The sequence below is a fragment of the Alloactinosynnema sp. L-07 genome (assembly GCF_900070365.1).
GTDB lineage: Bacteria > Actinomycetota > Actinomycetes > Mycobacteriales > Pseudonocardiaceae > Actinokineospora.
Map to the genome: position 1 here is coordinate 19,692 of NZ_LN850107.1, position 18,263 is coordinate 37,954.

The following is an 18,263-nucleotide window of genomic DNA, read 5'->3' on the forward strand; positions in this document are numbered from 1 at the left end:
GAGTCGGGTCGGGACGGTCCGACCGTTACGGGTGCGGTTCAGTTTCTGCACTACCTGGCCGCTCGGACCCTTCCTACCGTCAGTGCCACTACCCAGCGAAAGGCACTGAACATGACGCTCATCGATTCACCGCCCGACACCGACACCCGCTTCGTCGGACTCGCCGCCGAGATCGGCGCGGTCGCCGCGAAGCACGCCGCCGAGCACGATCGGGACGCCACGTTCGTCAGTGAGGCGTACGCGCTCATGCGGGACCGGGGATATCTCGCGCTGGCCGTACCCGTGGAGCTGGGCGGACTCGGCGCGAGCTTCAAGCAGGTCTGCCACGCGCAGGCCGAGCTCGCCCGGCATGACGGCGCGACGGCGCTGGCCTGCGCGATGCACCAGTACCTGACCCTGATGCAGGTGTATCGGCGGCGCAAGGGTGCCCCGGACGCGGAAGCCGTGCTGCGCCGGATCGCCGACGACGGGATCGTCATCGCGACCAGCGGAGGTTCCGACTGGCTGTGGCCGACGACCACGGCGGTCGAGGTCGGCGGCGGGTATCTCATCAACGGCCGCAAGGCGTTCTGCAGCCAGTCGCCCGGAGCCACTGTCGTGGCGACGTGCGCGGTGCTCGGTGAGGGCGCGGGCGCCGAGGTGATCCACTTCAGCGTGCCGTTCGCCGCCGAGGGCGTCCGGATCGAGGAGACCTGGGACACGCTCGGCATGCGCGGCACGGCCAGCCACGACGTCGTCATCGAGGATGTCGTCATCCCGGCCGACAAGATCACCGGCCGCCGCCCGTACGGCGAGTTCGGCGGGCCGCTCGCGGCCGCCGCGATGCACTTCGCGCCGGTCGTGGGCGCCACCTACTACGGGATCGGGGCGGGCGCGCGGGCTATCGCCGTCGCCGCCGCGACCGCCGGGACCCGCGGACCGACAGCGCTGGCGAACCTGCCCAGGGTGCAGCGGGCGGTCGGGCTGATGGACACCAGGCTCCGGGTCGCGTGGTGGGCGCTCATGGGCGCGGTCGACGAGCTCGGCGAGGACTACACCTGCGACCCGACGACGCTGAACACCGTGATGATCGCCAAGCGGCAGGCCGTGACGGCGGCGATCGAGGTGGTGGACCTGGCGATGGACGTCGTCGGCGGGCGCGCGTTCTACCGCCGGTTCCCGCTGGAGCGGGCTTACCGCGACGTTCGGGCGGGCGCGTTCCACCCGTTCACGCCTGAGTTGACTCTTACTTACGCGGGTAAGCTTGCGTTGGGCGACAGCGGCGTCACGGAATGACGTCACACCGGCCGGGGGCTCGGCGATGTAGCGGTCAAACCACACATCGCGGAGGCTGCTTCCATGATCACGATCGCCGAAAGCGCGTTCATGGCCCGGTCGGACTCACCCATGACGCTGGGGCGCACGCTGGCGGCGCTGGGTCGGGAGAACCCGGTCGTGTTCGACGAGCGGATGGGCGCCCCGGTGGTGCTGCGGCACGCCGATGTCTCCACGGGGCTGCGCGACACCACGACGTTCAGCACCAAGTTCTACGGCATGGGCCCCATGGCCGCGTCGATGATCGCCCACGACGGCCCCGAGCACGTGCGGCAGCGGCGCATCCACAACCGGTTCTTCAGCCCCGGCGCGAGCAAGCGGTACGAGGAGCGCATCCGCCCGATCGCGGCCGCGGTCTTCGGCTCGCTGGCCGGGCCGCGGGTCGAGCTGATCGAGGCGGCGGTCGCGCGCTACCCGATGCAGGTGTTCCTCGACCTGCTGGGCATCCCCGACGAGGTCGGTGACCAAGGGCTTCAGTGGGTGCGCACGATCGTGAGCTGGCTGGGCTCGCCGATGGACGAGGCGATGGTCGCGCCCGGTCTCCAGGCGTATCAGGAACTGAGCGACTACACCGCGACCCTGGTGGAGCAGGAGCGGGCGAAGCCGAGTGACAACCTGCTCGGCGAGATCATCCGGGCCCACGAGGGCGAGTTCTCGCTGGAGTCCTGTGTGGCCGCGGTCGTCAGCCTGCTGCTGGGCGGCTTCGAGACGACGATCCAGATGATGACCGCGACCGTCGGCTCGCTGCTGCTCAACCCCGACGCGCTGGCCCAGGTCCGCGCCGACCGGTCGCTCATCGACGGCGCGATCGACGAGGCGTTCCGCTGGGCCAACCCGTCGGCCGGGCTCTACCGGCTGGTCCTGCGCGACACCGAGATCGCGGGCACCCCCATGGCAGCGGGCAGCATGACCTACTTCTGTATCGCCGCCGCCCACTACGACGCCGAGGCGTTCCCCTCCCCGGAGACCTTCGACGTCACCCGCGCCCCCAGTCATCTCGGCTTCGGACTCGGACCGCACTACTGTGTCGGCGCCCCGCTGGCCAAGATCGAGGTCCGGGCCGCTGTCGACGCGCTGCTCGACGCCTACCCGAACCTGCGTTCGGACCCGGACCGCCCGATGTCCTTCCAGTACGGCGCCAGGGGTTTCGTGCAGCACGGCACCGACGCCGTCCCGGTCCTGCTCTGAGGTGGTGGTCTCCTCGGCACCGTGACGGGCGATGCCGAGGAGACCGGTTCACATCGCGACGATGATGATGATCACGGTGCCGTCTTCGAGCACGATGACCAGCACGCCGACGCCGCCCTTGGCCTTGGCCGCCGACCGGTCCAACTGGACGGACACGTCGGCGTCGGCGGCCAGGTCGAGGCCCGCGGCGTTGAGCGTGTCGATCGGCGCCTCGACCAGCTTGCCGACCTCGCCCGCCGCCAGCGTGCCCGACCATAGGTCAGAGGACTTGAAACCGGAGGTGGTCACGTCGATCTTGGTGAGCTTCATGGTGCTTCCCTTCGTGGATGCCCTGTCTCCCAGGTGGATCCAGTCTCAGCGCGGTCGGTAGCCGGTTGACGGAATCGAACAGAACCGGCCGCCCCAAAGGGCAAACCGGTTTACAGCCCGGATCCCGGGGAGGACCCTCGACGCCGGAGGGGAGGACGGATGGGTGAGCTGCCCAGACCGAGCGTGTCCGAAGGCCCGGTCCGCGTGTTCTTCGACGACCTGCACGACCTGCACCATCGCGCGGGCTGGCCGAGCCTGCGGGACATGGCCAAGGAGGTCGGGTGCAGCCACACCACGATCTCCGCGGCGTTCTCCGGCTCAGCCGTGCCGCGCTGGGGCCTGGTCGAACTGATCGTGGAGGCGCTGGGCGGTGACGTCGGCGCCTTCCACGCGCGGTGGCTCGCGGCGAGCAGCAAAGCCGAGCCCGCACCCGAGCCGACCGCGGGGTCCGCGACCTCCGCGCCCCGCCAGCTCCCCGCCGACGTCGCCGCGTTCACCGGCCGGGCCGCCCAACTCGCCGCGCTCGACCGGGCCGCCGCGCCGCCGCCCGCGGTCACTATCGCCGCGGTGACTGGGACCGGTGGGGTGGGCAAGACCGCCCTCGCCGTGCACTGGGCGCACCGCGCGGCGGCGCGGTTCCCGGACGGACAGTGCTATCTGAACCTCCGCGGCTACTCGCCCGACCAGCCCGTCCCACCCGCCGCCGCGCTGGAGTCCCTGCTGGTCGCGCTCGGGGTGGCGCGGTCGGCCGTGCCACACGCACTCGACGAGCGGGCCGCGCTCTACCGCACGACGGTGGCGGGCAAACACCTCCTGATCGTGCTGGACAACGCCCGTTCGGTCGAGCAGGTGCGCGACCTGCTGCCCGGCGCCCCGACCTGCCAGGTCCTGGTGACCAGCCGCGACACCCTGGCCGCGCTGGTCGCGCGGCACGGTGCCGTCCGGGTCGACTTGGACGTGCTGACCGTCGCGGAGTCCGTCGACCTGTTGCGCAGGCTCCTCGGCGACCGGGTCGACGCCGAACCCGGCGAAGCCGAGGCGCTGGCCGCGCGCTGCGCCCGGCTGCCGCTGGCGATCCGGATCGCCGCCGAACTCGCCGCCGCCCGGCCGAAGGCGCCGCTGTCGTGGCTGACCGCCGAACTGGCCGACGAGGCGGGCAGGCTCGACCTACTCGCCGCGGGCGACGACGACGAGACCGCCGTGCGGGCGGTCTTCTCCTGGTCCTGCACGCACTTGTGGCCCGCCGACCTGGACTCGTTCCAACTACTTGGGTTGCACCCTGGCCAGCAGGTCCAGGTCAGTGTCGCCGCCGCGCTCTTCGGCGTGGCCGAGACCGCCGCCCGCCGGTCGCTGGCGGCGCTGGCCCAAGCGCACCTGGTGGACGAGATCCGGCCCGGCTGGTTCGCGATGCACGACCTGTTGCGCGCGTACGCCGCCGAGCAGGCCGCGGGCCGGGCCGACCGGGCCCAGGCGCGGGAGCGGTTGTTCGATCACTATCTGTCCCGCGCGCGAGCCGTCGATCCACGCGATACCTGGCTCAGCGACGAGCACGAGAACCTCGTCGCCGTGGCCGCCGTCGCGCCGCCCAGGTTCGCGCTCGACCTGTCGGAATGCCTGGCCAAGCCCTTCGACCTGCGTGCGCACTACCGTGACGGCCTCGCGCTGCACGAGTCGGCGGTGCGGGCCGCGCGCGACCTGGGCGACCGCGCGGGGGAGGCGGCGGCGCTGAACCGGCTGGGCACCGCGCTGCTGCGGGTCGGCGCCTATCCGGCCGCCACCGAACGCCACCAGATCGCCCTCGGCATCAGCCGGGAAACCGGTGACCTGGCCGAGGAAGCCGGGGCGCGGCACGGTCTCGGGGTGGTGTCATGGCGGCTGGGCCGCTACGCCGACGCACGCGAACACCTGACGGCCGCGCTGGCGATCCGGCGCGACATCGGCGACGTGCCCGGCGAGGGCACCGAGCTCTACGGACTCGGCACCGTCCACCGCCAGCTCGGCGACTACGAGACCGCGCTCGACTACCAGCGCGGCGCGCTGCTGCTCTATCGCGCGTGCGGCGACCAGCTCGGGGAGAGCCGCGTCCTCAACAATCTGGGCCCGACGCTGGAGCGGATGGGTCGCTTCGCCGACGCTCTCGACCACTGCGAGCGGTCGCTGGCACTGAACCGGGTGATCGGCAACCGGATGGGTGAAGCGGTGGCCACCACCAACCTCGCGTCGGCGGAGTGCCGCCTCGGCAGGCTCGATGACGCGGTGAAGCACCACGAACAGGCGTTGGCGCTCTACCTGGAGATCGGCTACCGGACCGGCGAGGCTGACGGCCGCTATGGCCTCGGCGCCGCCCTGCGCGCGCTGGGCAGGCTCGCCGACGCCGAGCACCAGCTGCGGTGGGCCATCGAGATCGCCCACGACGTCGGCGAGATCGACGTCGAGATCGGCGCGTCGGTCGAACTCGGGGAGACCTTGCGCCTGCGCGGCGCGCGGGAGGCCAAAGACGTGCTCCGCCAAGCGCACGACCTGGCGGTGCGGACCGGCGACGACTACGACCACGGCCGCGCGCTGGCGGCGCTGGCGGAACTGGATTTCGCCGCCGGACACGCGTCCGCCGCGCGCGAGCGGTGGCTCGCGGCGGCGGACTTGTTCGAGCGGCTGGGTGTGCCGGAGGGCGGCGCGGTCCGGCAGCGGCTCACTGGAGCTTGGTGAGGGACGTCCCGTTCGACACCGCCAGCGCGAAGTTCTGCCGCGCCACCGGCCCCACCGGGACACCAGGGGCGGGCATGATGACCGAGAACCCGAACACGGCGATCCGGTACACCCCGGGCAGCGCGTCGGGGACGGTCACCTGCTGCACGTTGTTGACCGGGTCCGGGAACCGGCTGACATCGCCGTCGAGCGCTTTCCCCTCTGGGTCGACCACCCGCAGGTAGAGCTGGTTGACCAGGCCACCGCCCGAACCCGACGGCGCGTCCGTCCACACGAGAGTGACGCGCAGCGGCTCGCCCGCCGTCATTCCGTCGATCCGCAGGACGCGGAACTCGCCGGTCTGCACGGCGTCGTCAGGCGAGTCGGCGAAGCAGACCGGCTTGCCCGACACCGTGGTCAGGCAGCGCGCCACATCGACCCGGCCGAACCCGGCGGCCGTCGCGGCGGCGCCGGAGACCTCGCCGGGGAACTGCCCCGGCAGCGGCGTGGCGCCGTGGATCAGCATCGCCTTGAGCAGGGCGGCCGACGGGTGGTGGCGCCGCTGCTCCACGAGGTGCTGGCGGACCACCGCGACCGCGCCCGCGACCAGCGGCGTGGACATGCTCGTCCCGCCGCTCCAGCAGTAGAACGGCCGCAGCGGATGGCCCGCGGGCAGCCTGCCCCACAGCGGATCGATCGACTGCGGGATGACCGTGGACAGCGTCGAGAGCACGTTCGTTCCCGGCGCCACCACGTCCGGCTTGATCCGCTGGTCGTCGGCGGGCCCGCGCGAGGAGAACGCGGCCAGCCCGTCAGGGTTGTCGGAGAGGTGACCGGCCGGGCCGAACGCGGGGTAGCGCAGGTTCCCGTCCTTGTCCTTCAGCTCGTCCCACCGCTTGTTCCGCCCGGGGGGCGGCTGGGAGCCCGCGGGCCGCACGTTCTCCGACGCGCCGACCGTGAGGCAGTTCTTCGCCGTGCCCGGCGCGGAAATGGTGTCCTGGTCGACGACGCCGTCGCCGTTGGCGTCGACGCCCGCGTTGCCCGCCGAGAACAGGATCAGCATGTCCTGGTGGTCCCAGATGAACTTGTCGACCACCTGCGCGGTGGTGGTGTACGCGCCGTCCGCGGGCGAGCCCCACGAGTTGGTGTGGATGCGCGCGCCCGCCTGGTAGGCCTGCTCGAACAGCGGCTGCAAGTTGAGGGGAAGCCCGTAGAGCCCGACCGCGTTGGGCGGCCACTCGTCCTCGAACGGCCTGATCCCCTCAGCGGCAAGCTGCTCAGCGGTCTTCCACGCCACCTTTTGCCCAATGGACTGGAAGAACACCCTGGCCTTCGGCGCGACCCCGGACGGCACGGTGTCGCCGCCGACGGTCCTGGCCGCGCGGCCGTTGCCCAGCACGGAACCCGCCACGTGGGTGCCATGGCCGGAGTCGGGGTCGCCCGGACCGTCGTCGTGCTCGGGTTCGTCGGTGGTGAACCTGCGGTAGTCGGCCTTGGTCGGCCAACTGGTGATGCCCGCGACCCGGCCGCGCAGGTCGGGGTGCATGGTCTCGGGCACGCCGGTGTCGATGCCGGAGTCGGCGATGGCCACGATCTGGCCGGACCCGGTGAGCACGGTGGTGTCGAAGGTGTTGTCGCTCGGCACCCGCATGACTTTCCTGGCCTGGTCGTTGTGCGCGACCACGCGGGTGTGGGGCTCGATCGACCGCACGCCGGGGAGTTCGGCCAGTTCGGTGATCGCGGCGGCCGGGGCCGAGGCCACGACGACCCCTGCCTCGGCGCTGAGTACGGAGCCACCTGCGGCCTCGACCACGGCGACGACCGGTGCGAGGTCCTCGGCGGGGAAGACCGCGACCTCGACCTGGGCCGCGCGGTAGCCGCCGGGCTCGGCGAGTGCGGCGTGGTCCAGCCTGCGGCCGCCGCCCCGCAGCGCGGGCGCGACGCACATCGCCGCCCGGTACGGCGTCACGCCCGCCGCCCACGGCTGCGCCCGAAGCCGGTGGGCGGCGTCGGGCAGCGCGCTGACCAGCAGGGTGAGGTCTTCGAGGCTGTCCAGGACGGTCACCCCGTGCTGGGTCAGCCAGGTGAGCCAGGCCGCCGCGGCGGGACCGGCCAGCCGGACCAGGTAGTACCCGGTCCGGCCCGGATCGGTCGGCGTCGGCGCGCGCTCCTCGGCGGCCTGCGCGTCGGCGAAGTCGAACTCGTTGCCGGTCGCCCGCACGGCCTGCGCGGGCAGCTCGGCGGTCTGCAGGCCGCGCTGTTCCAGGTCCGCGACCTGCGCGTCGGTGGCGTCGACCAGGACGGCGTGGGGGTAGCGGGCGAGCACGGTGGTTTCGGTTTCGCGCAGGGTGTCGAGGTCCTCGGCGGACCTGGGGATGACCAGCAGCGTTGTCATGGCGTCTCCTGACGGTGGTTTGGTCCATCGTCAGGCGGTTAGCGGGTGGGTTGACGAAGCTGGACGGAACTGGACAGCCCGCCCTCGGCCTGGCCGACTTCCGAACCCGACTTGCCACTTGGCCCAGGCTGACCGCCAGAGGCCCTTGCTCTGCTTTTGCTTGTGGGACCGCAGGTCCCTGCACTTCCCCCTGCACCCTCGTCCTGGCAATCCCTTGTCCGGAAACAGGCCTGTCAATGGTCAGCTTCGCTGATCGCGCAGCGACGCCGCAGGCGCCATTGACAGGCCTGTTTCCGGACAAGACGCTGATTGTCGAGGGAGCGACCCGTCCTCCGAAGCCCGAACGAGCCCACTCAATCGCGGCGCACCAAGCCCGAGCGCGACCGGACTCACCGGACAGCACCATCATCGCCGTAACGCGGCACGACCGCGAACACCTCAAGCCCACGCGGAGCACCCTTCGCGCGGAATCGCCTGCGCCGCACCGTGTACCGGTCGGTGTCCACATTGGCCAGCGCGGGCCCGGACACCAGAACCTCACCCCCACCAGCAGCCCCAGCCACCCTGGCAGCGATATTGACATCCACCCCGAGATAGTCCGCACCGACCCGACGCGGCTGCCCCGCATGCAAACCCGTACGCAACTGCGGCCGATACCCCTCAAGGCTGATCGCACTAACCGCAGTACAAGCCTCATACGCAGCAGAAATCGCCCGCCCGGTGTCAGCGAACACAGCCATAACACCGTCACCCAGCGACTTCACCACCGTCCCGCCGTGACGAGCGATGACAGTCTCACTAGCCTGCCCAACCTCACCAAGCAGCCGCAGCACCTGATCATCGCCCGCCCGCAACGCCCAGGTAGAGAACCCGACAAGATCAGTGAACAGAATGGTGACCTCGGCAGTAGCAGGCGCAGACCCACGAACCGCCTGCCACACCTGCACCGCAGTCAGCCCAAGCTCACGCAACGCACTAGGCCGGTCGACACCCGCCTGCTCAATCAGCCGAGCCACGCGCGCGGACGGCTGGTTGCCCACCGGCGGCACATACCGCCCAGGCGCCAGCCGACGAACCGTTCGAGCAGTCCGGACGACACCCTCATTACCGTCGGACTCACGCAGCAGCCGCCGCACCCTCGCCCAACCCGTGTCATCCACACCCAAAACCTTACTGCCGCACAGCTTTCCGGGACTGTGATCTGAGCACGACCGCCACGATGACCCCATAGGCGACGTGGTCGGCCACCTGCGGCCCCAACGGCAGCGCACGGACCCGCGGAAACCGCCGACCAACCAGGCCCAGGTCCACCGCCGCGATAGCGAGCCCCGCCAGCGCGCCCACGGTCTTCCTAGGCGGCAGCCGGGCGATCACCTGGGCCCAGCCCAGCGACAGCCCGATGTGGGTGACGGCCGCCGACACCAGCAATCTGCCGCGCCGAGTCTCGCGCGGGAGCAGAATCGACCCCGCGGCGAGCGTGGCTTCGAGCGGGTCGGCTCTGGTCAGCAGGGCCCACGCGGTCGACGGCACGCCGCTGAGACAGGCCGCGACGGCCCCTGCGACCACGGCGTCACTCGACTTCACGAACTGAGTATGACTTGCGGACTGAATCTGTCCGCAATGCTCGATAGGTTGGTCCTACCTCGATGAAAGGAACTGACATGGAGTGCAGGCTCGAACTGATCTCGGTCCCGGTCAGCGACGTCGACCGGTCGATCAAGTTCTACACCGAGCAGGTCGGGTTCAACCTCGACCACGACCACCGGGTGACCGACGACCTGCGGTTCGTCCAGATCACCCCGCGCGGGTCGGCGTGCTCGATCTCCATCGGCACCGGGATCACCGAGGCCGAGCCGGGCTCGGTGCAGGGTCTGCAGGTCGTGGTCGACGACGTCGAGGTCGCCCACGCGTATCTGGTGAAGAGCGGGGTCGAGGTGAGCGAGGTCCAGGACTTCCCGTGGGGGCGGTTCGTGTTCTTCAGCGACCCGGACGGCAACGGGTGGGCCGTCCAGCAACTCGTGAGTCAGTAGCGTCACGACGGGCGGGACTTGATCGTGGTCGATACCCTCGCGGAGTGGACAGACTGGGTGCGGGAGCCGTCGTCATCCTGGTCTTCGTCACGCTGCTGGGCCTGGCCGTCGGGTCCTTCCTCAACGTCGTCATCCACCGGGTCCCCGCGGGCGAGTCGGTGGTGTCGCCGCCTTCCCGGTGCCCGAACTGCGGCAAGCCGATCCGGGCCCGGCACAACCTCCCGGTCCTGGGCTGGCTGATCCTCAAAGGACGCTGCGCCGACTGCGCGGCCCCCATCTCGGCCAGGTATCCCCTTGTCGAGATGGGGACCGGGCTTGTCTTCCTCGCCATAGCCGTCACGCTCGCTCCGGCGCTGTGGCCCGCCTTTCTCTGCTTCGCGGCGATCGGGATAGCACTGGCGTTGATCGACCTCGACACCCGAACCCTGCCCTCGAAGATCATCCTGCCGTCCTATCCCGTCCTCGCGGCGCTTCTCACGGTCGCCTCCGCCGTCCAGGGCGACTGGTGGGCGCTCGCGCGGGCGGGGATCGGGGGAGCGGCGCTGTTCGCGTTCTACTTCCTGCTGGTGCTGCTCTACCCGGCGGGCATGGGGTTCGGGGACGTGCGGCTGTCGGGCATCCTCGGCGGCGTTCTCGCCTATCTGTCCTGGTCGACGCTGGTGGTCGGGGCGTTCGGCGGGTTCCTCCTCGGGGCGGTCGCCGGGGTCGCGGTGGTGGTGGCCCGACGCGGCGATCGCAAGACCGCCCTGCCGTTCGGGCCGTTCATGATCCTCGGTGCGCTGGTTGCGGTGTTCGTAGCCGACCCAATCGCCGGGTGGTACCTCGACCTGGTCACCGGGTAGCCGAGTAGCTGAGCACGCTCACCTGTCTGGCGCCCGCCACCGGGGTCACCGGATCAGCGTCGACGAAGGCGACCTTCGCCCGCAGCGACGGGTTTCCGCTGGTCGAGCAGGGGCCGGGGGCCGCGCACACATAGACGCTCAGGTACACGCTGAACACGAAGCCGGGGGAGTCGTCGGGGACCTCGATCACCGGGCCCGTGTAGGAGAAGCTGCCGGTCAGCTTGACCCACAGGGTCCTGGTCACGACCCCGAAGCGGAACACCTGCTCCGCGGCGTTGTTGAGGGTGAGGTCCAGGGCGGCGATCGGGGTGTAGGTGGTGCCCTGGACGTAGAACTGGTTGTTCGGGCTGCCGGTGGAGGTGACGACCGCGCAGCGGGAGGCGTTGCCGCTGCCGGTGTACGGACCCGTGGTGACGCACCCGCTGCCCGCCCGCAGCGCGGGCGCGGTGTAGGTCAGGTCCAGCTGGATGGCGTCGATGTCCTCGATGTCGTCCTTCTCCGACAGGTTGACCCGCACGTCGATCCTGGCGCCGCTGTAGGTGCCGTTGTAGATCGCCCTGGCGAGCGAGCCGGTGCGGGAGACATCGATCGGGATCGAGTCGGTCTGGAAGGCGGGGGAGCCGAGTCTGCCGACGCTGGTGCCGGTGAGCGGGGTGCCGCCCGTCGGGGTCAGGGTGACGGTCAAGCCGTCGAACGTCGTCGGGTGGGTGTGGCGGTGGACGACCTTGACGGCGGCGGACTTCAGCACCGAGCCCGCCGGGATGGCCGCGGGCGCCGCGAAACCGTTGACGGACACCGTCGTGTTGTCGTTCTTCTTCTTGGCCTTCCAGGTGGCGAAGTTGGTCGTGTCGACGTCGGCGAGGTTGACCGTGGTCGCGGTGGGGTTGAAGTCGCCCTGGGAGACGACGGTGGTCAGCTTGCGGCCGGTCAGCACCGTGTCCGACTCGGCGCCGGACTTGAGCCCGTAGATAGCAACGGGCGGCCTGGTGGTGCTGTAGGTGCCACAGATCTCGGCCTGGCCGGACTTCACCACCAGCTGGCTGTCGCCGCCGAAGACGAACTGCACGCCGACGGCGTTGGCGTCCTTGATCGGGTTGTTGCACGAGCCGGGGATCGTGGCGGGGACCGGTGGGGACGCGATGACCTGGCCCGCCCCGTTCACCGGGGTCCCCGCGACCAACGTGCCGTTGTCGATCGTCCAGACGTTGCCGCCCCCGGAGTCGAGCAGCGGGTTCGTGGTGTTGTGGAAGTCGAAGTAGTAGGCCCCCGGCTTGAACCACCACGTGCTGTCCCGGCAAGGGCTGCTCGACGCCATCATGTCCGTCAGGGCGTGGGCGTCGTCGTAGTAGCCGGGATTGAAGGTGATCACCGTGTTCTGGGTGGTGCAGGCGGGCAGCGACCGGTGGACCGGCGGCGCCGAGATCGCGGCCGGGTAGTTCGGGTCGTTGCCCAGCGGGTTGGCGGTGTTGCCGTAGTTGCACGACGGGGCGAGGGGACGCTCATGATCGTGCCGCTGCACGAGGTCCGTGCGTACACCCGGGTGTTGGTGGTCAGGTTGCCCTTGACGACGTTGATGTTGGAGTTGGAGAACACCACGCCGTGCACCCGGAAGGTCGAGCCGACCGGCTGGTCGATGTGGACGCCGTCCTCGGCCCCGGACCTGCCGAGGGTGAGCACCGCACTGCCCGGCCGGTTGCACACCGACAGCGACGGGCAGTGGATGAGCACCTTCTTCGGGTCCGGCTCGCACGTCACCGCCACCGACTCCGCGTCCGCGAGACCGTTGAGCGCCAGCGTGTCCGACCCGCCGAAGCAGTTCTGGCCCGCGGAGTTGTTGTAGGTGCTGTTGCGGATGGTGTTGATCGCCGCCGCCATCCCGGCGTCCGAAGTGGACGCTGTGGCCGCCTGCTCGCGCAGCTCGACGGTCGTGCGGATGCTGGTGCTGGAGAACGTCAGCAGCGACAGGATCACCAGGCACACGGACGTGACCAGGACCAGCACCAGGATCAGCGCCGCGCCGGACTCGTCGCGGTTCACGCCGGGGCGTCTCATGTCTGCCTCCGCTGGCCGTTGAGGCTGATCGGATAGGGATCGGCGCCGGGTTTCGACACGGTGAACGTCATGGTGACCTGTTGTGGCACCGCCGCGGTGCCGCACGGGCCGCCGCAGTCCACCGCGAGCGATCCGGCGACGACGTTGTGCGCGACGACGATGTCGGTCACGGTGCCCGCGCATTTGATCCGGTGCAGCTCGGTGCCTTCGAGGTAGTACCCGACCACGTGGACGGTCATCACCGGCTCGGCGCCGGAGCTGTCCCAGTGGTCGGAGAGCAGGCGCAGCCGCGCCACCGGGGTCGACGCCGTGCCGCACGCGTACCCGCCCGCGTCGAACGCGGCGTTCTCCTGGATCGACGGCTTGAACGCGACCCCGCCCGCACCCGCCGCGCTCTCGTAGTCGCGGATTCCGACGGTGGCCACGTCCCGGCCGAAGTACGTCGAGGTGATCTGCGCGTCGTGCGACAGCTCCATCCGGCTCGACGTGGTGGTGGTGTTGCGCAGCCCGGAGATGAGCATCCCGGCCAGCGGGACGGTGATCACGGCGAGGACGACGATGGCCATCAGCAGCTCGACCAGGGTGAACCCGGCCTCGTCACGGGTCACGCGCATATCGGGTCCCCCAGTCCGCACGGCTTGCGGATGACGATCACCACGCGCTCGGTGGCCCGCCCGTCGCTGCCCGCCACCTGGAGCGAGAGCTGCTGCAGCCCCTTGTCCGGCGCGGGGCACGAGCCGACCCACGCGCTGCCGCTCCAGTACTTCGTCGCCGTCACCGACGCGGTGAACCCCGACGGCGCGGTGAAGCCCGATGGCGCGGTGTACGCGCCCGGTCCCGCGCAGGCGACGTAGCCGCCGGTCGCGACCGCGTGCTGGATGGCCTCGCCGTAGTCGCGGACCGTGGCCCCGGCCGTGGCCTGCTTGCGGTGGATGTCAGACGCGAGCACCGCGGTGGTCAGACCGGCCCCGATGGCCACCGCGCCGATCCCCAGTATCACCACGGCGATCAGCAGCTCGATGAGGGTCTCGCCCCGGTCGTCGCGCATGTCAGGACACCTGGTTGAAGATGCCGTACATCGCCGACACCAGTGCCACGGCGACGAACCCGACGACCAGGCCCATCACCACGATCACCGCGGGCTCGAACAGCGCGGTCAGCTTCTTGAGCTTGTAGTCCAGTTCGCCTTCGTAGTACTGCGCGGTGACCTCCAGCTGGGTGTCCAGCGTGCCGGTCTCCTCGCCGACCCGGATCATCTGACTCGCCGTGGTCGGGAACAGGCCGGTCGCCGCGATCGGCTTGGCCAGGCCCTCACCCTCCAACAGGGACTCACCGGCCTGGGTCAGCGCGCGCACGAACACCCGGTTCCGCAGCGACTCCGTGGCCACCCGCAGCGCCTCGGGCAGCGACACGCCCGCGCTCACCATCGACGACAGGATCCGGCTGAACCGCTCGACCAGCGCGTACTGGATCGTGTTGCCCACGACCGGCAGCGCGAGGAACAGCTTGTCCCGCGCGTACCGCCCGCGAGGCGTGCGCACGATCCCGACCACGATCAGCGCGACCAACCCGAAGCCCGCCAGCAGCGCCCACCACCAGTTGGTGAGGAAGTCGGTGACCGCCAACAGCATCCGGGTCGGCAGTGGCAGGTCTGCGCCCAGGCTGGAGAAGAACGCCTTGAACCGGGGCAGCACGAAGCTGGCCAGCACCACGACGGTCACGATCGACATGCCCGCGATCATCGCCGGGTAGATCAGCGCGGACTTGATCTTGCGCTTGGCCTCCAGATCGCGTTCCAGGTACTTGGCGAGCCGGTCCAGGACGCTGTCGAGCTTGCCGCTCAGCTCCGCCGACCGCAGGATGCCGCGGTAGAACTCGGGGAAGATCTTGGGATGGCGGTCGAAGCAGTCCGACAACTTCTCCCCTCGCCGCAGCCCGTCCTCGACCTCGTGCATCATCTTGCGCACCGACGAGTTGTCCGCCTCGGCCCCCAGCGTCCGCACCGCCTCGATCAGCGGCAGGCCCGCCCGGATGAACGCGCCGAGCTGGCGCGACAGGTGCATGACCTCTTCGCGCTTGACCCGCGGCGCGGTCAGCTCGGCCTTGAGGAAGCTCTTCTTCTCGGTGACCTGGATGTCGCGCAGCTCGCGTTCGTAGAGTGCGAGTTCGGCCTGCTCCCGGCTGTCGGCCTTGTAGGTGCCGCTGGTCGCCGCGCCGTCCGGACCCGTTGCCACATAGGCGAATCTGGCCATCTCAGCTCCCGATCACGTAGACGGAACGCAGCACTTCGGCCAGCGTGGTGACCCCGGTATCGACCAGGTGGACCGCGCTCTCGGCCATGGTCCGCATGCCCTCGTAGCGGGCGACCTTGCGGAATTCCTCATGGGACGCCCGGCTCAGCACCAGGTCCCGGATCGGCTCGGTGACCGGCATCATCTCGTAGACGCCGATCCGCTCCAGATAGCCCGTGTGGGCGCAGAAGTTGCAGCCTGCGCCGTGGACGAACCCGGACGTCGGCTTCGCTCCGCCCACCGAGTCGAGGAACACCAACTCCTCCTTGGTCGGCTGGTACGGCTCGGTGCAGTACGTGCACACCCGGCGGACCAGCCGCTGGGAGAGCACCGCGGTGATCGACGAGGCGATCAGGAAGTTCTCGATTCCCATGTCCAGCAACCGGTGCAGCGCCGCCGCCGCGTCCGTGGCGTGCAGCGAAGACAGGACGAAGTGGCCGGTCAACGCCGACTGCACGGCGATCCGCGCGGTCTCCACGTCGCGGACCTCGCCGACGAGGATGATGTCGGGGTCCTGCCGCAGGATGGACTTCAGTCCGCCCGCGAACGTGATCCCGGCCTGCTCGTTGATCTGGATCTGGTTGATCGACGGGAACGTGTACTCGACCGGGTCCTCGATCGTCATGATGTTGCGCTCGGGGCTGTTGATCTCGCCAAGCGAGCCATAGAGCGTGGTGGTCTTGCCGCTGCCCGTCGGGCCCGCGCAGATCACCATGCCGTAGGGGGAGCGCAGGAGCGCCGAGTAGCGCGCGGCCATCTCGGCGGGCATGCCGAGCTGTTCGAGGCGGTACAGCGGGCGGCTCTTGTCCAGCAGCCGCAACACGACCTTCTCGCCTCCGACCACCGCGGTGGTGGACACCCGGATGTCGACCGCGCGCCCCTCGACGTCCATGCTGATCTGCCCGTCCTGCGGGCGGCGGCGCTCGACGATGTTCATGTCGGCGAGGATCTTGATCCGGCTGACCACCGCGGGCCCGATCGACTCCGGCAGGTCGAGCACGTCGTGCAGCGCGCCGTCGATGCGGTAGCGCACCCGGATCCGCTCCGGCTGCGGCTCGACGTGCACGTCCGACGCGCGGTCGCGCAGCGCCTGGGTGATGATCAGCTGCACGACCTGCACCACCGGCGCGGCGTCGGTGGCCGAGGCCGAGTCGGTGCGAGCGGCGCTGCGGTTGATCATGTCGCGGGCGGCGAAGTCCTTGACCCGCGCATCGATGTTGGTCAGCGCGCGGTAGGTGTTGCCGATGGCCTTGTGGATGTCCGACGGCGTGGCCAACCGCACCGCGAACGGCACGCCCGCGGCCTCGCGCAGCTCGTGCAGCACGGTGTCGGTCGGGTCGGCCACGGCGAACACCGCGCCGTTGTCGCTCTTGAGCTGCACCGTGACCAGCCTGCGTGCCACGGCCTCGGTGACCAGCGCGGTCGCGGCGGGCTCCGGGGTCACGTCGCGAAGGTCCACCACTTGCAGCGAACGCTCCTGCGCGATGGCGCGCACCCGCATCCGCTCGGCCTGCACGTCGGTCGCCGCGGCCTGCGGGGTGGGGGACTGCGCGGCCGGGGCCGCGGACTCGGGGCGGTTGCCGCGGAACTTCATGACGCCTCCACCCGGACGTGCGGCCGCGCCTCGATCTCGTGCGGGTACAGGCTGCGGGCGGCGGCGTCGTCGACCGTGATCTGGCCGGACTGGACCAAAAGGGACAGTGACTGCTCGAAGGTGACCATGCCCTCGCGCCTGCCGGTGACCAGCGAGTTGCGCAGCTGGTTGGTCTTGCCTTCCTTGACCAGGTTGCGGATCGCGGAGTTGGCGACCAGCACCTCGAACGCGGCCACCATCCCGCCGCCGACGCGCGGGATGAGCCGCTGGTAGACGATCCCGGTCAGCGCGGCCGCGAGCTGCACCCGCACCTGCGTCTGCTGCTCGGACGGGAACACGTCGATCATGCGGGCCAGCGACTGGGCGGTGTCGTTGGTGTGCAGTGTGGCGAAGACGAGGTGGCCGGTCTCGGCGATCGTCAGCGCGAACCGGATCGAGTCCAGGTCGCGCATCTCACCGACGAGCAGCACGTCGGGGTCCTCGCGCAGCGCGCTGCGCAGGGCGGTGTGGAACGAGAAGGTGTCGTGGCCGACCTCGCGCTGGCTGATCGCGGCGCGCTTGTGCCGGTGCACGTACTCGATCGGGTCTTCGACGGTGATGATGTGGCAGGCGCGCTGCGTGTTGATCCGGTCGATGACCGCGGCCAGCGTGGTCGACTTGCCGGAGCCGGTCGGGCCGGTCACCAGGACCAGCCCCTGGTGCTGCTTGGCGAACTCGCCGAGCACCGGCGGCAGGCCAAGCAGCTCCATCGTCGGGATCTCCTGCGGGATCATCCGCAGGGCGACCGCGGTGTCCCCGCGCTGGGTGAAGGCGTTGCCGCGGACCCGGCCGTCGGTGCGCCAGCTGAAGGAGAAGTCGTACTCGTGGGTCTTGGCCCAGTGCTGCCGTTGCTCGTCGTTGAGCAATTGCGCGAGCAGGGCCTCGGTGTTCTCGGCGGTGAGGACCGGGTGGTTGGGGACCGGGAAGAGCGACCCGTGGATCCGGATCTGCGGCGGCAGGCCCACGGTGAGCAGCAGGTCGGTGGCGCCTTCCTGCCACACGACGTCGAGCAGCTTGTCGACGTGGCTGCCGAGGGCGGGGCCGTGCATCGCGAACCTCCGGGGTGAGTCGGGGTGGGCGGGAGGGCCGCCCCCTGGGCGGCCCTCCCTGGTGGATCAGACCTGCGTGCAGGCGCCGCTCGCGGTCACGTGGCCCGCGCCGTTGAACGCGATGACGTAGTCCGGGCTGTTGGGCTGGCTGTGCAGGAACTTGTTGGGCGCCGTGGTCAGCGCCGCCCAGTCGTCAGCCGGGGGGTAGCTCGACAGCTTCGCGTAGTAGGCCTCCAGGGCGACTTCAACCGTCTTGACGTCGGCCTTGCAGGCGGAGGCCTTGCCTCTGTCCTGGATGCCGTTGACGGCGAAGACGACGATCCCGGCCAGCACGCCGAGGATGACGATGACCATCAGCAGTTCGATCAGGGTGAAGCCCTTCTGGTCCTTCCGGGCCTCGTGCACGGCCTCAAGCAAGCTGTTCATGGAGTTCTCCTGTGGATTGGAAATGTGGGGGTGACCTGCGGAAAGAGAC

The 18,263-nt window shown here is 70.2% G+C and carries 16 protein-coding genes; 5 read left to right on the plus strand and 11 right to left on the minus strand.

The features are described 5' to 3' along the window. Positions 1 to 111 precede the first annotated feature (111 nt). Positions 112 to 1,275, plus strand: a complete 1,164-nt coding sequence (locus BN1701_RS00065; RefSeq protein ID WP_054044269.1) for an acyl-CoA dehydrogenase family protein — start codon at positions 112 to 114, stop codon at positions 1,273 to 1,275. A gap of 63 nt (positions 1,276 to 1,338) precedes the next feature. Beyond that, positions 1,339 to 2,502, plus strand: a complete 1,164-nt coding sequence (locus BN1701_RS00070) for a cytochrome P450 (protein WP_054044271.1) — start codon at positions 1,339 to 1,341, stop codon at positions 2,500 to 2,502. A gap of 48 nt (positions 2,503 to 2,550) precedes the next feature. Here BN1701_RS00070 and BN1701_RS00075 read toward each other — a convergent pair whose 3' ends face one another. After that, a complete protein-coding gene (locus BN1701_RS00075; RefSeq protein ID WP_054044274.1) occupies positions 2,551 to 2,811 on the minus strand; it encodes a hypothetical protein in 261 nt (86 codons plus the stop codon). Positions 2,812 to 2,970: 159 nt separating this feature from the next. On the opposite strand from BN1701_RS00075, the gene BN1701_RS00080 reads away from it, so the two are divergent. After that, a complete protein-coding gene (locus tag BN1701_RS00080; protein ID WP_054044276.1) occupies positions 2,971 to 5,517 on the plus strand; it encodes a tetratricopeptide repeat protein in 2,547 nt (848 codons plus the stop codon). On the opposite strand, the gene BN1701_RS00085 is transcribed toward BN1701_RS00080, so the two are convergent. The 3 genes from BN1701_RS00085 to BN1701_RS00095 all read right to left on the minus strand — a co-directional run bounded on the left by BN1701_RS00085 (position 5,501) and on the right by BN1701_RS00095 (position 9,475). Next, on the minus strand, positions 5,501 to 7,891 hold the full coding sequence (locus BN1701_RS00085; protein ID WP_054044278.1) for a S8 family serine peptidase: 2,391 nt from the start codon (positions 7,889 to 7,891) through the stop codon (positions 5,501 to 5,503). The two genes, BN1701_RS00080 and BN1701_RS00085, sit on opposite strands and share 17 nt — an antisense overlap. Positions 7,892 to 8,280: 389 nt before the next feature. Further along, complete coding sequence (locus BN1701_RS00090) at positions 8,281 to 8,931, minus strand: adenylate/guanylate cyclase domain-containing protein (RefSeq protein WP_369800459.1); 651 nt, start codon at positions 8,929 to 8,931, stop codon at positions 8,281 to 8,283. Positions 8,932 to 9,061: 130 nt separating this feature from the next. Further along, complete coding sequence (locus tag BN1701_RS00095) at positions 9,062 to 9,475, minus strand: hypothetical protein (protein ID WP_054044280.1); 414 nt, start codon at positions 9,473 to 9,475, stop codon at positions 9,062 to 9,064. Positions 9,476 to 9,537: 62 nt separating this feature from the next. Here BN1701_RS00095 and BN1701_RS00100 point away from each other — a divergent pair, with 62 nt between their 5' ends. Both BN1701_RS00100 and BN1701_RS00105 read left to right on the plus strand, forming a co-directional pair. Next, positions 9,538 to 9,921, plus strand: coding sequence for a VOC family protein (locus tag BN1701_RS00100; RefSeq protein ID WP_231949354.1), 384 nt, complete (start codon positions 9,538 to 9,540; stop codon positions 9,919 to 9,921). 44 nt (positions 9,922 to 9,965) lie between these two features. Continuing rightward, positions 9,966 to 10,763 carry an A24 family peptidase gene (locus BN1701_RS00105; RefSeq protein ID WP_231949357.1) on the plus strand — a complete coding sequence of 266 codons (798 nt, stop codon included), beginning with the start codon at positions 9,966 to 9,968 and terminating at the stop codon, positions 10,761 to 10,763. Here the strand turns inward: BN1701_RS00105 and BN1701_RS00110 are convergent. From BN1701_RS00110 to BN1701_RS00140, 7 genes are all read right to left on the minus strand, one after another. Beyond that, on the minus strand, positions 10,753 to 12,282 hold the full coding sequence (locus BN1701_RS00110) for a hypothetical protein (protein WP_231949361.1): 1,530 nt from the start codon (positions 12,280 to 12,282) through the stop codon (positions 10,753 to 10,755). The genes BN1701_RS00105 and BN1701_RS00110 overlap by 11 nt on opposite strands. Positions 12,283 to 12,811: 529 nt before the next feature. Beyond that, positions 12,812 to 13,429 (minus strand): type II secretion system protein J, encoded by a 618-nt coding sequence (locus BN1701_RS00115; protein ID WP_054044284.1) that lies wholly within the window; start codon positions 13,427 to 13,429, stop codon positions 12,812 to 12,814. Next, positions 13,420 to 13,863: a type II secretion system protein gene (locus tag BN1701_RS00120; protein ID WP_054044286.1), complete on the minus strand. Its 444-nt coding sequence runs from the start codon at positions 13,861 to 13,863 to the stop codon at positions 13,420 to 13,422. The genes BN1701_RS00115 and BN1701_RS00120 overlap by 10 nt, the downstream gene beginning before the upstream one ends. A 1-nt stretch (position 13,864) precedes the next feature. Further along, positions 13,865 to 15,067 carry a type II secretion system F family protein gene (locus BN1701_RS00125; RefSeq protein WP_054044288.1) on the minus strand — a complete coding sequence of 401 codons (1,203 nt, stop codon included), beginning with the start codon at positions 15,065 to 15,067 and terminating at the stop codon, positions 13,865 to 13,867. A 1-nt stretch (position 15,068) separates the two neighbouring features. Then, positions 15,069 to 16,700 carry a GspE/PulE family protein gene (locus BN1701_RS00130; protein ID WP_231949366.1) on the minus strand — a complete coding sequence of 544 codons (1,632 nt, stop codon included), beginning with the start codon at positions 16,698 to 16,700 and terminating at the stop codon, positions 15,069 to 15,071. Then, positions 16,697 to 17,788 carry a type IV pilus twitching motility protein PilT gene (locus BN1701_RS00135; protein WP_054044290.1) on the minus strand — a complete coding sequence of 364 codons (1,092 nt, stop codon included), beginning with the start codon at positions 17,786 to 17,788 and terminating at the stop codon, positions 16,697 to 16,699. Before BN1701_RS00135 ends, BN1701_RS00130 begins: the two co-directional genes overlap by 4 nt. Before the next feature lie 66 nt (positions 17,789 to 17,854). Then, complete coding sequence (locus BN1701_RS00140) at positions 17,855 to 18,214, minus strand: type II secretion system protein (protein WP_157367696.1); 360 nt, start codon at positions 18,212 to 18,214, stop codon at positions 17,855 to 17,857. Positions 18,215 to 18,263 lie beyond the last annotated feature (49 nt).

What these genes read in the sequence shown, in the direction of transcription:
- BN1701_RS00065 (WP_054044269.1), top strand. Translation starts at nt 112, where the DNA reads ATGACGCTCATCGATTCACCGCCCGACACCGACACCCGCTTCGTCGGA.
- BN1701_RS00070 (WP_054044271.1), top strand. Translation starts at nt 1,339, where the DNA reads ATGATCACGATCGCCGAAAGCGCGTTCATGGCCCGGTCGGACTCACCC.
- BN1701_RS00075 (WP_054044274.1), bottom strand. Translation starts at nt 2,811, where the DNA reads ATGAAGCTCACCAAGATCGACGTGACCACCTCCGGTTTCAAGTCCTCT.
- BN1701_RS00080 (WP_054044276.1), top strand. Translation starts at nt 2,971, where the DNA reads ATGGGTGAGCTGCCCAGACCGAGCGTGTCCGAAGGCCCGGTCCGCGTG.
- BN1701_RS00085 (WP_054044278.1), bottom strand. Translation starts at nt 7,891, where the DNA reads ATGACAACGCTGCTGGTCATCCCCAGGTCCGCCGAGGACCTCGACACC.
- BN1701_RS00100 (WP_231949354.1), top strand. Translation starts at nt 9,538, where the DNA reads ATGAAAGGAACTGACATGGAGTGCAGGCTCGAACTGATCTCGGTCCCG.
- BN1701_RS00115 (WP_054044284.1), bottom strand. Translation starts at nt 13,429, where the DNA reads ATGCGCGTGACCCGTGACGAGGCCGGGTTCACCCTGGTCGAGCTGCTG.
- BN1701_RS00120 (WP_054044286.1), bottom strand. Translation starts at nt 13,863, where the DNA reads ATGCGCGACGACCGGGGCGAGACCCTCATCGAGCTGCTGATCGCCGTG.
- BN1701_RS00125 (WP_054044288.1), bottom strand. Translation starts at nt 15,067, where the DNA reads ATGGCCAGATTCGCCTATGTGGCAACGGGTCCGGACGGCGCGGCGACC.
- BN1701_RS00130 (WP_231949366.1), bottom strand. Translation starts at nt 16,700, where the DNA reads ATGAAGTTCCGCGGCAACCGCCCCGAGTCCGCGGCCCCGGCCGCGCAG.
- BN1701_RS00135 (WP_054044290.1), bottom strand. Translation starts at nt 17,788, where the DNA reads ATGCACGGCCCCGCCCTCGGCAGCCACGTCGACAAGCTGCTCGACGTC.
- BN1701_RS00140 (WP_157367696.1), bottom strand. Translation starts at nt 18,214, where the DNA reads ATGAACAGCTTGCTTGAGGCCGTGCACGAGGCCCGGAAGGACCAGAAG.